The organism is Duodenibacillus massiliensis (assembly GCF_900128485.1).
GTDB classification, from domain to species: Bacteria; Pseudomonadota; Gammaproteobacteria; order Burkholderiales; family Burkholderiaceae_F; genus Duodenibacillus; species Duodenibacillus massiliensis.
The window spans coordinates 451,749-465,399 of record NZ_LT635859.1; the positions used below are offsets into that span (position 1 = coordinate 451,749).

At 57.2% G+C, this 13,651-nt stretch carries 12 protein-coding genes and 1 pseudogene; 5 read left to right on the plus strand and 8 right to left on the minus strand.

Annotation, left to right across the window (positions count from 1 at the left end):
• Window positions 1–6: 6 nt before the first annotated feature.
• Complete coding sequence (locus tag BQ7486_RS05055; RefSeq protein WP_074009168.1) at window positions 7–1,608, minus strand: zinc ribbon domain-containing protein; 1,602 nt, start codon at window positions 1,606–1,608, stop codon at window positions 7–9.
• A 27-nt stretch (window positions 1,609–1,635) separates the two neighbouring features.
• Window positions 1,636–1,962 carry a hypothetical protein gene (locus tag BQ7486_RS05060; protein ID WP_143183053.1) on the minus strand — a complete coding sequence of 109 codons (327 nt, stop codon included), beginning with the start codon at window positions 1,960–1,962 and terminating at the stop codon, window positions 1,636–1,638.
• A 429-nt stretch (window positions 1,963–2,391) separates the two neighbouring features.
• On the opposite strand from BQ7486_RS05060, the gene BQ7486_RS05065 reads away from it, so the two are divergent.
• Entirely contained in the window at window positions 2,392–2,598 is a 207-nt protein-coding gene (locus BQ7486_RS05065; RefSeq protein ID WP_074009170.1) for a cold-shock protein, read from the plus strand.
• 111 nt (window positions 2,599–2,709) lie between these two features.
• On the opposite strand, the gene icd is transcribed toward BQ7486_RS05065, so the two are convergent.
• Window positions 2,710–3,969, minus strand: coding sequence for an NADP-dependent isocitrate dehydrogenase (gene icd / locus BQ7486_RS05070; RefSeq protein ID WP_074009171.1), 1,260 nt, complete (start codon window positions 3,967–3,969; stop codon window positions 2,710–2,712).
• Window positions 3,970–4,095: 126 nt separating this feature from the next.
• Between icd and BQ7486_RS05075 the strand changes: the two genes are divergently transcribed.
• Window positions 4,096–4,512 carry a DUF192 domain-containing protein gene (locus BQ7486_RS05075; RefSeq protein WP_022373042.1) on the plus strand — a complete coding sequence of 139 codons (417 nt, stop codon included), beginning with the start codon at window positions 4,096–4,098 and terminating at the stop codon, window positions 4,510–4,512.
• A gap of 164 nt (window positions 4,513–4,676) precedes the next feature.
• On the opposite strand, the pseudogene BQ7486_RS05080 reads toward BQ7486_RS05075, so the two are convergent.
• From BQ7486_RS05080 to infA, 3 genes and pseudogenes are all read right to left on the minus strand, one after another.
• Window positions 4,677–5,255: pseudogene (locus BQ7486_RS05080) on the minus strand (superoxide dismutase); the annotation flags it as partial.
• A gap of 192 nt (window positions 5,256–5,447) precedes the next feature.
• Window positions 5,448–6,956 (minus strand): exodeoxyribonuclease VII large subunit, encoded by a 1,509-nt coding sequence (gene xseA, locus BQ7486_RS05085; protein WP_084765689.1) that lies wholly within the window; start codon window positions 6,954–6,956, stop codon window positions 5,448–5,450.
• Between the two features lie 79 nt (window positions 6,957–7,035).
• Complete coding sequence (gene infA, locus BQ7486_RS05090; protein WP_022373040.1) at window positions 7,036–7,311, minus strand: translation initiation factor IF-1; 276 nt, start codon at window positions 7,309–7,311, stop codon at window positions 7,036–7,038.
• A 352-nt stretch (window positions 7,312–7,663) separates the two neighbouring features.
• Between infA and hemG the strand changes: the two genes are divergently transcribed.
• The 3 genes from hemG (at window position 7,664) to BQ7486_RS05105 (ending at window position 9,545) form a co-directional block, all read left to right on the plus strand.
• A complete protein-coding gene (gene hemG / locus BQ7486_RS05095; RefSeq protein ID WP_022373039.1) occupies window positions 7,664–8,227 on the plus strand; it encodes a menaquinone-dependent protoporphyrinogen IX dehydrogenase in 564 nt (187 codons plus the stop codon).
• Between the two features lie 202 nt (window positions 8,228–8,429).
• A complete protein-coding gene (locus BQ7486_RS05100) occupies window positions 8,430–8,780 on the plus strand; it encodes a CidA/LrgA family protein (protein ID WP_022373038.1) in 351 nt (116 codons plus the stop codon).
• Window positions 8,781–8,786: 6 nt separating this feature from the next.
• On the plus strand, window positions 8,787–9,545 hold the full coding sequence (locus tag BQ7486_RS05105) for an LrgB family protein (protein ID WP_074009174.1): 759 nt from the start codon (window positions 8,787–8,789) through the stop codon (window positions 9,543–9,545).
• A gap of 590 nt (window positions 9,546–10,135) precedes the next feature.
• Here BQ7486_RS05105 and dnaJ read toward each other — a convergent pair.
• The gene (dnaJ, locus tag BQ7486_RS05110) at window positions 10,136–11,296 is read right to left on the minus strand and encodes a molecular chaperone DnaJ (protein WP_074009175.1); all 1,161 of its coding nucleotides are present in this window, start codon (window positions 11,294–11,296) and stop codon (window positions 10,136–10,138) included.
• Between the two features lie 137 nt (window positions 11,297–11,433).
• On the minus strand, window positions 11,434–13,374 hold the full coding sequence (dnaK, locus tag BQ7486_RS05115) for a molecular chaperone DnaK (RefSeq protein WP_074009271.1): 1,941 nt from the start codon (window positions 13,372–13,374) through the stop codon (window positions 11,434–11,436).
• Window positions 13,375–13,651: the final 277 nt, after the last annotated feature.

The following is a 13,651-nucleotide window of genomic DNA, read 5'->3' on the forward strand; positions in this document are numbered from 1 at the left end:
TCGTTCCTAAACAACCCGCGCTTGAAAGCGCGGGGTTTCCTGACACGGTGCAGGCTTTTCCGTAACAGCCAAGGTTTTTGAGGCCTTGTCTGCCCGGGCGTCCCCTGCACCACAGGAACATTTAAAACGCAACCGCTCTACGGGTACGGGCTTCATCAGCTCGATCCGTCGGTTCCGGCGAAGGACTGCTTCGTCTTGCCGATTCGCTGGTTTGTACTGCACTATCGATCCGGCGTTCCCTGAGACTTGTTTGAGCCTCGCAAGCGCTGATTGCTCAGCCTTCAGATCGTAGCTGTCAGTGGCGGGATCCGCAAAATACAGGTTCATGGCGGCCGCGACATCGCGGTCCATGTACCAGCCCGTGTCTCCCAACTGATGACTTCTCTCCCAAAGAGCCTTCTTACGGTACGTTCCCGTTTCGGGATCGTGCTGACTCGGGCGCAGTTTCCGGGGACTGACTTCCACCACACAACAGCCGGCGCTTTCAGCCTTACTTGTCATCCGGGTTATCAATCCTGCAATACCGCTTTTGCCCAAACTCTTGCCGTATCCGGCTCTCTGAAATGCTTTGTATGAGTTCTTCTCCACAATGACGGTGCCGGCCCTGCCGAACACCTGGTTAATCACTTCGCCGTGCAGGCAACGGCGGGTTTCCGCCTGACGGCGGTACAGATCCGCAAGTTTTGCCTTTGTTGCCTTATAGGTCTTGGATTCCTTCCAGACAATCTTTTTTCCGGCGGCTTTAACGGTGCCGTCCGCGTTGTAGCACTCCCGATTTGTGTCTCTGCGGGAGCGGTCCATGGCACGTAAAAGACGCGCAATCTCCTTTTCCTGAGAGACAGTGCCCGCGCTCACCAAAATCTTCTGCTGCCACTCGGGGCTGTAAAAAGTCATGGTCCTCGGGCCCGGATCAACAGCCACCTTGAGATCCTTGGGAGCATAAACGTGCTTGACGGGCGGTACGCCTTCGACAATGAGCTGAACAAAGTAGCGCATACGGCCGCGGATCATCCGCCGGACAAGACGGCAGTATTTGACACGCTTAAAGCCGGACGGATCTGTTGCTGAAAGAAGAGCTTCTTTCTGCCAGGCATCCGGCGCTTCAGCCTTTATCACCAGATCCAGAACCTCGAGCGTCCACGTCTTAGCCTTCCAACGCAACCCTGTTTTGTTTGATTTTCCCTCAACGCTGTGCAAGCCCCGTTTAGCACTCTTAAACCGCGGCTGACCGCCCTGATGAAGCAGCCAGCGCTCAATGCCCTGCCAGACACGTGTGGCAATTTTCTGCGCTTCGTTGATGCCGATGCGCTTTGTAAAGCCGCCCTTGGCACGGTGCTCTTTCACGACATCATGCAGGGCATACTCGGAAAGGAGAGCGGACTTCTGAATTTCCTTAAACCGCTTGTTACGGTCTTTGCCCTTGGGCATCGCGGCCGTCAGCTTCCATGCTTCAGTGCTTTTCATGGCGCGCACGCGTTTCTTTGCTGTTCCAAGAACAGCATTGAAGAGCTGGCGTGCATCGGAGAAGTAGGTCTCCAGTGCACTTTCCTGATCCTCTCCGGTTTTCAGGCCCAGCTCGATGACAAAGGACGGTGTGCGCGATTTCATAGCGGCTGAATATACCTTAAGCGAAAACTATGTGCATGGTTTGGCTGCGTTTGGGCCAAGATTAAAAAATTTCGAAAGCCCGCATTCCTCCCGGGGCTCAAGCCCCGGGCTTCCTGCGGGAAATTCTGTGAGCGGCCACCCCGGTACCATCAAAAAGAGGAGCGTCAGAACGAAGACATGCCCGGTGAGAAACACAAAGAAGTACGCGTACTGCCAGAAGGCCCAGTCTTCGGTACCCGTAAAGTAGCGGCTGCCTGTGACGGCTGCGACAAGCGCCGTAATCAAAGCCGCACGCAGCAAAAAGCCCGCGCCCGCACGGTCGGCGCCGAGCATTTCCCATAAGCGTTTCTGCATGGTGTTTTTTGTTGCCCGCGCGAAAACGGCCGGCCGGTGTCTCAGAAATAAAGGTGCCGCATTGTAGCGGCTCGCGCTTAAATCCCCGAAGCGCCGCGCCAAAGCCCGCGGCAGAGGCTTTCGGAGCACTACCCCCCCCCCGCGTTTTCCCGCTCCCTAAGGAAAAACACGTGTAGTAAAAAACACAAATACCGCACTGCCTTAAGTCAAAAAGATGGCCCTCTGACTCGCCAATTGAGTCGGCTCAGCGTATTGTGTACCGTGCATTCGGCCTGAAGTCAGGGCTTTTGTCCTGAAAACTCTCGCTCACATGCTGGGATGCCGCACTTATCTATCCGTTTTACAGCGGCATCTGGCTCTGATGTTCTTTTGTTATCGGCAGAAACGTTTTTTGCCGGAGAAGCGGAGCAGGATAATTAGGAGTTAGAAATGGCAAGTGGTATTGTCAAATGGTTCAACGACGCCAAGGGTTTCGGTTTCATCACCCCGGACGAAGGCGGCGAAGATCTTTTTGCTCACTTCTCTGCAATCGAGATTGAAGGCTTCAAGACCCTCAAGGAAGGCCAGAAGGTGACGTTTGAAATCGTGACCGGCCCCAAGGGTAAGCAGGCTGCTCACATCAAGCCCGTGAAGTAATTCACGTCTCGCTTTCGGCAAAAAAGCGCCGGTTCCGTTTCGGGAATCAGCGCTTTTTTCTTGTCCGGCAAACGCGGGAAGGCCCAAAAAACCTTCCCGTTTTTTTTGCGCTTAGAGCTTCGCGATCAGCTCATCACCGAACCCGGAGCACGTGAGCGTCACGGCGCCTTCAACGAGCGCCGCCAAGTCCGCCGTGACGCGCCCCGAGGCAATCATGGCGGCCACGCCCTTTTCGATGAGATCAGCCGCTTCGTTCCAGCCCATGTGCCGCAGCATCATCTGCGCGGAGAGAATTTCCGAGCAGGGATTGGCGATATTTTTCCCGGCAATCGCGGGGCCCGTACCGTGCGTGGCTTCAAAGATCGCGACGGTATCAGAGAGGTTTGCCCCCGGGGCAATGCCGATGCCGCCCACCTGCGCCGCCAGGGCGTCGCTCACGTAGTCACCGTTCAGGTTCATGGTGGCGATGACGTCGTAGTCGGCGGGCGCAAGCAGGACCTGCTGCAAAAAGGCGTCACAGATGCAGTCCTTCACCACAATCATGCGGCCCGTCTTCGGGTTTTTAAACTGGCACCAGGGGCCGCTGCTGATCACTTCGGCGCCGAACTCGCGCTTGGCAAGGGCATAACCCCAGTCACGGAAAGCGCCTTCCGTAAACTTCATGATGTTGCCCTTGTGCACCAGAGTGACGCTCTTACGGTCATGATCCACCGCGTACTGCAGGGCTTTACGCACCAGGCGTTCGCTCCCCTCACGGCTTACCGGTTTAATGCCGATGCCGCTCGTTTGGGGAAAGCGGATCTTTTTAACGCCCATCGCGGTCTGCAGAAATTCAATCACCTTTTTGGCTTCGGGGGTATCCGCCGCCCACTCAATCCCTGCGTAAATGTCTTCGGTGTTTTCGCGGAAAATCACCATGTCGACTTTTTCCGGGTGCTTCACGGGAGAAGGGGTACCTGCAAAGTAGCGCACGGGTCTGAGGCACACGTAAAGATCGAGCGTCTGGCGTAGCGCAACGTTGAGGCTTCGGATACCGCCGCCCACCGGTGTTGTGAGCGGCCCCTTAAAGCCCACCTTAAACTGCCTCAACGCTTCAAAAGTTTCTTCGGCGATCCACGTGTCCTTGCCGTAAATCTTTGTGGCTTTTTCGCCCGCATAGATTTCCGTCCACCAGATACGGCGGCGTCCGGCATAGGCTTTTTCTACTGCTGCATCCACCACCTTTTTCATCACGGGCGTGATGTCCGCCCCGATCCCGTCGCCCTCAATGTAAGCCACGATCGGGTTATCCGGCACCACAAGACGCCCGTCCGTATCAACGGTTATGGCACTGCCCTGCGGCGGAACCTGAATATGCTCAAATGCGCACATATGGGATATTCTCCTTAGAATAGAGCCTGGCCGCCCGTTAACGCAGCCGAAGTCGAATTTTTTAATTATGGCGGCTCAGCTCATTTTCTTCCTATGCAATTACGCTTACTCGTTCTCGGAACCCTGATGCTTTCGTCACTGGCAGCCTACGGTGACGACAACGTGCGCATGGAAGAAAAAACCGTGACGGTAAACGACAAGGCGCTTACGGTGGAAGTCGCCCGCACGATTGAAGAGCAGCGTAAGGGCCTGATGTTTCGCACGGAGCTTGCCGCCGACCGCGGCATGGTCTTTGTGTTTACGCCCGTGCGGCCCGTGGCGATGTGGATGAAAAACACCCTCATTGACCTCGATGCCGCCTTTTTGGACGAAAAGGGCTGCATCTTCCGGATTGCCTCGATGAAGGCGAAAACGCTTGATCTGCACCGCTCGAAATTGCCTGCGGCCTATGTTGTTGAAACAAACGGCGGGTGGTTTGACTTTCACAACGTAAAGCCCGGGGACTGCTTTGCCGGAATTAAGGAATTAAGGCCGCGCCGATAGCTGCGGCGTGCGCCCATAAAAAAGACGACCCTTGAGCCGTCTTTTTTACTGACTGCGGGTTTCGATTCCCCGCAGTCACCGGATTAAACGTCAGCCTCTTAGTGGCAGCCGCCGCAGCAGCAGAACGTTTCCGCACGGCTGCCGCAGCCGCAGGGAGCGCCGTTAAAGCGGTCTTCCACAAATTTCCAGTTGACGAGCTTATCGAAGAACGCCGCGATGAACTTCGGACGGGCGTTGCGGTAGTCGATGTAGTAAGCGTGTTCCCAGACGTCAATCGTCAGAAGCGGCCTCATGCCGTGGACGATGGGGTTGTCGGCGTTGGAGGTCGAGAAAATATCGATCGTGCCGTCTTCCTTTTCCACCAGCCACGTCCAGCCGGAACCGAAGTTGCCGGCCGCAGCGGCGCTGAAGGCTTCCACAAAGGCTGCCACGTCACCCCACTTGGCGACAATCGCGTCACGCAGGGCACCCGCGGGTTCACCGCCGCCGTTGGGGGTCATGCACTTCCAGAAGTAGTTGTGGTTGTAGACCTGAGCAGCGTTATTGAAAATGCCGCCCTTGGCCTTCAGAATGATTTCCTTTAAAGGCTTGTCTTCCCATTCGGTGCCCTTGATGAGCTTGTTGAGGTTCGTCACATAGCCCTGATGGTGCTTGCCGTAGTGGTACTCAATCGTTTCCTTGCTCATCACGGGAGCAAGCGCGTCCATGGCGTACGGAAGATTCGGCAGAATAAATTCGCTCATTGTCAGTCTCCTGAATTTCTCATGAAAACCGGGCGGCCGGGCAACACGCCCCGTCACCGGCACCGGTTAAGTTGGGCGCATCATAGTGCCGGATGGCTTAGAAATGCCTTATGGTTTTGCCGACTGAAAAAGCAGGTAACAATTTGCCGGTATCGGCTAAGCGGGAGTGCCTAAAAAATGAGCGATTCCGACCTATTTCGCCGTGCTTACCACGCGGCTTACGGCCTCGCCCCGGGCAAAGCGCACAGTCAGGCTCTCCCCGACCGTGAGTTTTGCGGCATCGCGCACAATTTCCCCCTTGTCGGTGACCGCGAGTGCGTAGCCACGCGAGAGAACCGCTTCGGGCGCCAGGGCCTTCAGGCGCTTGGTGAGTGCCGTCTGCCGCTCACGCTTAAGTCCCGTTTCTCCGACAATGAGGCGCTTTAAAAGGGCCTCGCGCCCGGCCAATTCCGTGCGCATCAGCGTCACGTCAGGCAGGGAATCGGCAAGTCTGCGGGTGAGTGCTGTCAGCGCGAGCCTCTTTTCGGGAACCTGGTTTTGAAGCGCTGCCTCAAGCCTTGCGGACAAACGCGCAAGCGTAAGCGACTGAGCGTCAAACGCGGGCCGCGCCCTGATAAGTCGCGCCGACGCCTCAAGATACGCCTTTTCTTTCTGCGCAAAAACCGTTACGGGGAGCCCGGCCACACGGCTTACCGCATAGTCAAGCCGGCGCTCCGCGTTTTCCATCTGCCGCTCAAAAAGGCGCTCCAGGCGGCTTGCCCTTTCAGCGCGGTAAAGCGCATGCATTACGGTTTCCCTGAGGCTGCGCTTCATCACGGCAAGAGCCCCGGCAATGACGCCGTCGGCCGCCTTCCAGTTTTCCATGGCTTTGGCGGCCGCCGCAGTGGGCGTTGCCGCACGAAAGTCCGCCACGAGGTCTGCGATCGTCGTGTCGGTTTCGTGTCCCACGCCCGAAATCACCGGTGTATGCAGTTCCGCAATAACCCGCGCGAGCGTTTCTTCGTTATAGGTCCAGAGGTCAGCGAGGGCCCCCCCGCCCCTCACGAGCAAAATAACGTCACACTCGGCACGAAAGTCCGCGTCCCTGAGCGCCGCGCAGAGTTCGGCCAAAGCGCCCTCTCCCTGCACCCGCGCGGGATAAAGGATGATGTCAACGGCAGCGCCCGCAAGCAAAATCGTGCGCACCGCGTCACGCAATGCCGCGGCTTCGGGACTTGTGACAATGCCGATGCGCCTCGGGTACAGGGGGAGCGCTTTTTTGCGCGAAACGTCAAAAAGGCCTTCGGCAAGAAGCTTTTCCTTTAACGCAAGAAAGCGCGCATAAAGGTCACCCTCGCCCGCCCTTTTCAGGCGCTTTACCACGAGGTTCATCTGCCCCCGGGGCGCATAGATGTTGATTTCGCCCTCAGCCACAACACTGTCGCCGCGCGCAGGGACAAAATCCAGGCGCGAAGCTGCCCCCCGAAAAAGCGCGCAGCTGATGTGCGCGTCTTCCCGGGCGTCCTTCAGATCAAAATAGATGTGTCCGGAGGGCGCTCGCGAAATTGAGTGAATTTCTCCGGTGACTTTGACCGATGAAAAACCGGCGGCGAGCGCCGATGTGATGCGGCGCAAAAGCTGCGCCACACCTTCGGCGGCGGGCCTGACGGGTTCAGCTGCGCCGTACCCGGCCCAGAGGTCAAAGTCGTCAAAGTTTTGCATCAGTTATCTTGCGGAGACAAAAACACCGCCCGAAGCAAAGACTTAAGGCGGCATTTTTTACAGAGCGTCCGGGGCCGGATTAACGGCGGCGGTTTTGCTGCGGCTGCGCGGCACCCGCACCCATCGGAGGACGGCCCTCGATGTGGCGGAACGTGATGCGGCCCTTTGTGAGATCGTAGGGCGAGAGTTCCAGGGACACTTTGTCGCCGGCCAAAATGCGGATGTGGTGCTTGCGCATCTTGCCGTTGGTGTACGCGATGAGTTCATGACCGTTGTCAAGCTTGACACGGTAGCGGGCGTCGGGCAGGACTTCCAGAACCTGGCCGGCCATTTCAATAAGGTCTTCTTTTGCCATAAATCCAAAGCACTGCAGGCGGCGTTTTGTTGTCGGTCCGGCTCTGCAGCTTACTGTGTTTGTCTTTTTGTGCGCACCGATCCCGAAAGGGGCCGGACCGCGCTTTTGGCGCCCGCCGCATTTGTGCGCAGGCGCTGAATTTTTGATTTTAGACTGTTTTTTGTGCGCACGCGAGTACCCACCGCGAACTTTTTTGCTGGAAAAACCGTGTTCACCCTCCCATTTTGTCCGCAATGCCCGGATTTTTACGCCCGAAATTTTCTCCAAAGGCCCGCTGAATCTCTAAAATGGATTCTCTGCGCCGGCACCTGCCGGGCGCGGCAAAGAATCAGAATCCCCGGGAGCCACTTCCATGAAACACGTCCTTCTGGCCTATTACAGCCATGCCGGCCACACCGCCCGCATTGCCCGCCGCATTGCCGAAACCATTGAGGCCGAAGGCAGCCGCTGCGACGTCGTAAGCATGATGGAAGCGGTGCGCGAGGGCGTTGACTGGGATAAGTACGACATCGTGATCGTGGGCTCCCCCATCGTCTACGGTGTCTATAACCGCGTGGTCTGGGAGTTTGTCTCCGCCTACCGCGACCGGCTTGAGTCGATGCCCAACAGTTTCTTTAATGTGACGGTGGTCGCACGCTCCCCCAACAAAGCCCGCCCTGAAGGCAACCGCTACCTGCAGAAATTCGTGAAGCGCTCCCCGTGGAAGCCCCGTGACCTCAAGTGCTTTGCCGGCAAGGTCGACTACCCCAACTGGAACTGGTTTGACACCCTCATGATTCAGATCATCATGAAGATTACGAACGGCCCCACCAATCCCAACACGGTCGTTGACTACACCGACTACGAGGACCTTAAAAATTACGCCCGGCACTGCTTAAATCTTGATGTTGAGCAGGGTTTTGCCAAGAAAGCGTAACGCTCATTAACACGATTCCAAGGTCCGCTGCAGTTCATTGTGCGGACTTTTTCTTTTTCGTCTTTGCCCGCTTTTTTGATAAAAGGCACGACTGCTATCGTCCACCCCGTAGCCAAGCTATGGGTTTCAGTGTCAGAATTGCCCGCTTTCCCCGATGTAACTGCCCGGCCGATTGTTCTGCCGGGCTTTTTGGACTGACGCCATGGTTCTTACCATTGCATTGCTTCTATTCTTTCAGCTTGCGGGCACGGCCATCGTGACCGTCACGGGACTGCCCATTCCCGGCCCCGTGATGGGCATGCTGCTTTTTCTTTTTGCGCTGATGGTCAAGGACAACCTTCTGCAACAGACGCTGCCGGTGGTTAACGTTCTTCTCGCGCACTTTTCGCTGCTCTTTGTGCCGGCAGGCGTGGGCATCATGCAGCACGGCGCCCGGCTTGCCGCCGAGTGGCTGCCGATTGCCGCCTCCATTGTCATCTCAACGCTTCTGGCGATGGCCGCAACGGCGATCACGGTCCGCATTGTGATGAAAGTGATGAAAATTCAGGGGTAACGCATCATGTGGGACTCACTTCTTACCTCTTTACTGGAAATCCTCCAGGAAGTCTGGAGGCGCGAGCAGGCTGAGCCGTCACTTTGGCTTGCTGCAACGCTTATTGCCTATGCCATCGGCATGTGGGGCTATAAAAAGAGCGGTTATAAGCCGATCTGCACGCCGCTGCTGACCGCCATCGTGATTGTGGTGACTCTTCTTTTGGTTTCCGGCACCGACTACAAAACCTACCTTGAAGGCGGTCAGCACATCAACTTTCTGCTGGGACCCGCGACCGTAGCGCTTGCCGTTCCCCTTTACGAGCAGCGTCTGAGGCTTGCAAAACTGTGGCTCCCCTTAACCTGCGGGCTCATTGTGGGCGCGGGTACCGCGATTGTCTCGGGTATTGTGATTGCTTCGGCGCTCGGCGCGAGCAAAGAAACCGTCATCAGTCTGGCGCCTAAAAGCGTCACGGTGCCGATTGCCATGGGTGTGAGTCAGCACTTGGGCGGTATTCCGGCTCTGACCGCGGCACTCGTCGTGATCACCGGTGTAACGGGCGCTTTAATCTGTAAGCCCGCGATGGCGCTTCTCAGAGAACATAACGATGCGGTGCGCGGTTTCTCAATCGGCCTTGCCTCGCACGGCGTGGGTACGGCAACCGCCTTTCAGATGAGCCGCGATACGGGTGCATTTTCCGGCCTTGCCATGGGCCTTTGCGGCCTGCTGACGGCCTTTATCGCTCCGCCACTTTTACAGTGGACGTTGCCGCTTTTCTTTGATTAACCGGAAGGCATTTACACCTAAGCCCGCGACGGAAAACGCCGGCGGGCTTTTTTGTCTGCAGCTGTCCCTTGCGGCCATCGGATAGGAGGCGGGGCTAGGCCCCGCCGTCCTTCCACACCACCGCCCGTACCGATCTGGTAGGCACTGCTCACGCAGTGTTTTACGGCGGTTTTCATAGTTTTACCTTCTCATACCGTTAACTCGGTGCATACCGAGCCAACACCATCCATTCTTCTTCAGAATACCATTGGTCAGCTTGGTCGAGAGAATTTGGCTGTGTGCAACCCGCTAGGCGCCTTTTCGGGTATTGGCCCATTTATGGGCCGTCTCTTCATCGCCTCGTTGAAATGAGCCTGCGTTAAGGCCGTTAAGCCGCCGGCTTCCATCAGTTGCTCTACGGCATCGTTCAGAATGGCCTGTTGCTGGTCGGTAAATTTTACGGTGTCGTTTATTTTGGGTGTACAGTGTGCCACGGTGATTCCTTTCGCGCCCTACGGGAGCACTATTAGCCTGGACACAAAGCGCACAAAAAAAGCGGACCCGAGCCCAAAACTCAGATCCGCTTTTCCCGCTTCGAAGGCTTGCGCAGATTAGCCGCCGAAGAACTTCTTCATCTTTTCAATGAAGCCGGTGCTTCTCGGGGAATGCTTGTCCTCACCCCCTTCAGACAACGACGCACCGAATTCCTTCAGGAGGTTCTTCTGCTTCGTGGTGAGGTTCACAGGCGTTTCCACGTACACGTGCACGTAGAGGTCGCCCTTCACATGCGAGCGGACGTTGGGGACGCCCTTGCCGCGCAGCCTCAGAATCTTCCCGGACTGGGTGCCCTCAGGAATCGTGATGCGGGTTTCCGTGTCCATTGTGGGCACGGACACTTCGCCGCCCAACGCTGCCGTCGTAAAGCTGATCGGAAGGTCGGCATGCAGATCGTCGCCTTCACGCTGGAAGATGTCGTGGGGCTTAATCATGACCTGCACGTAGAGGTCACCGGCGGGGCCGCCGTTTACACCCGGTTCGCCCTTACCGGCAAGGCGGATTCTCTGGCCGTCGTTAATACCCGCAGGAATTTCGACTTCAAGCGTTGTGACTTTCTTGACGCGCCCCTGGCCGTTACATTTCGGGCAGGGATCGGTGATGATTTCACCCGTGCCGTTACAGTAGGGGCAGGTCTGCTGCACCTGCAGAAAGCCGCTGCTCATGTTGACGGTACCGGTACCGTGGCAGTGCGGGCAGGGTTTCTTCGTGGTGCCTTTCTTTGCGCCCGTGCCGCCGCATTCGTCACAGGTCTCCCACACAGGAAGCCTGAGATCCGTTTTCATGCCGTGCACGGCCTGCTCAAGCGTTACTTCCAGGGAATAACTCAGATCGGCCCCGCGGTAGACACGAGGTCCGCGTCTGGCCTGGCGCCCTGCGGCACCGCCACCGAAAATCTCGCTGAAAATATCGCTGAAGTCGCCGGCGTTAAAGCCTCCCTGGCCGAAACCGCCGAAGCCCCCGAAGCCGCCCGCTCCGCCTGCGGCGCTCGGGTCGACGCCGGCTTTGCCGAAGCGGTCATAGGCGGCCTTCTTCTGGGGGTCGGAGAGGACCGCGTAGGCCTCACCCACCTGCTTAAATTTTTCCTCGGCCGCCTTGTCACCGTTATTGCGGTCGGGGTGATACTTCATGGCCAGTCGCCGATAAGCTTTTTTGATGTCCTCATCGGAGGCGTCGCGGGATACGCCCAGTACCTCGTAATAATCCTGATCAGCCATTTTTTAACACAATCCCTCGTGTGCTGTAGAACAAACGAAAGGCCGGAAGGGCTTGGATGAGCGTCTTCCGACCTTCACGCAGGGCTCACCGCCCGCGTCTGAAGCGGGGCACTTGCGTACCCCGCGCACCGTGCTTATCAGTGCTTGACTTCCTTGAAGTCGGCATCAACGACATCGTCGTCATTGCCGCCCTTCGGGGCTTCGCCGCCCGCGGCACCCGCGGCCTGACCGGCCTGAGGCTGAGCCTGCGCGGCCGCTGCCTTATTGAGCTTTTCGCCCCCTTTCTGCGCGGCAGCCATCAGGCGCTCCACGGCCTTGTCGATTGCGGCCTTGTCTTCGCCCTTGACCTGCGCTTCAACGTCTTTGACCGCTTCTTCGCAGGCAGCGCGGTCAGCGCTTTCGACCTTGTCACCCAAGTCTTTGAGCATCTTCTGAACCTGTGCAACCGAGGCGTCCGCGGTGTTACGCGACTGCGCGAGCTCAAAGCGGCGCTGGTCTTCAGCCTTGTTGGCTTCGGCGTCAGCCACCATGCGCTTGATCTCGTCTTCGGACAAACCGGAGCTCGCCTTAATCGTGATCGTGTTTTCCTTACCGGTCGCCTTATCCTTGGCGCTCACGTGCAAAATGCCGTTGGCGTCAATATCAAAGGTCACTTCAATCTGCGGCAGTCCGCGCGGAGAAGGCGGAATCCCTTCGAGGTTGAATTCACCCAAAAGCTTGTTCGAAGCCGCCATCTGGTGTTCACCCTGGTAGACCTTAATGGTCACGGCAGGCTGATTGTCTTCCGCGGTCGAAAACACCTGCGAGTGCTTGGTCGGAATCGTGGTGTTGCGCTTAATCATCGCGGTCATCACGCCGCCCAGCGTTTCAATACCAAGCGTCAGAGGCGTCACATCAAGAAGCAGCACGTCGTGACGGTCACCGGTCAAAACCGAGCCCTGAATTGCAGCGCCGATAGCCACTGCTTCATCGGGGTTCACGTCCTTACGGGGTTCCTTACCGAAGAACTCGCGTACCACTTCCTGCACGCGGGGCATACGGCTCATGCCACCCACAAGAATCACGTCGGAAATATCCGAGGTGCCGGCCTTGGCGTCAGCCAAAGCCTTCTTCACCGGTTCAATCGTGCGCTGAACGAGGTCTTCGACGAGGCTTTCAAACTTCGCACGCGTCACCGTAATGTTCATGTGCTTCGGACCGGTAGCATCTGCCGTGATGTAGGGCAGGTTCACTTCCGTTTCCTGACGGCTCGAGAGTTCAATCTTGGCCTTTTCCGCGGCGTCCTTTAAGCGCTGCAGGGCGAGGATGTCTTTACTCAGGTCGCACCCCGTGTCCTTACGGAATTCGTCAATCAGGTACGTGACGAGGCGCTGGTCGAAGTCTTCGCCCCCGAGGAACGTATCGCCGTTTGTGGATAGCACTTCAAACTGCTTGTCACCGTCGACGTTGGCGATATCAATCACCGAAATATCAAACGTGCCGCCGCCCAAGTCGTAGACCGCGATCTTGCGGTCGGAATTGCCGGCCTTATCCAGACCGAAGGCCAAAGCGGCTGCCGTCGGTTCGTTGATGATGCGTTTGACTTCCAGACCCGCGATACGGCCGGCGTCCTTAGTTGCCTGACGCTGGCTGTCGTTAAAGTACGCAGGCACCGTAATCACGGCTTCCGTCACGGGCTCACCGAGGTAATCCTCAGCGGTCTTCTTCATCTTACGGAGAACTTCAGCGGAAACCTGCTGCGGAGCCAACTTCTTGTCAGCAAGAACCTGCACCCAGGCGTCGCCGTTATCAGCCTTCACGATCTTAAAGGGCGCACGGCTGATGTCCTTTTGGACTTCCGCATCATCGTAGCGGCGGCCGATCAGGCGCTTCACAGCAAAGAGCGTGTTCTTGGGGTTCGTCACAGCCTGACGCTTTGCAGGCGCACCCACCAGAATCTCACCGTTTTCAAGATAGGCAACGATCGAGGGCGTTGTGCGGGCGCCTTCGGAGTTCTCAATGACGCGAACCTTGTCGCCTTCCATAATGGCAACGGCCGAATTGGTTGTACCAAGGTCGATACCGATAATCTTTGACATCTTGTTTCTCATCCTCTTGTCTGCACCCTGTGCGTGCCTGATGCCCACGGCTGAGTACGAACCTCAGGCACCGCAGCTACCGTTTTTTACCTTCACTGACGGCAACCGGCACAGCGTGCTGTTTAAAACTTGTTGTGCCTTCGGGGACAAGCCCCATCGGCTGATAAGCCCTATATGGGGACGGGGTGATTTTTTTCAACAGGCGGAAAAACGTTTTGTTGCAATGGCTCGAAAAAGTAACACCCGGCCCCGCCGCCGCAGGGCCCGACACGAACGC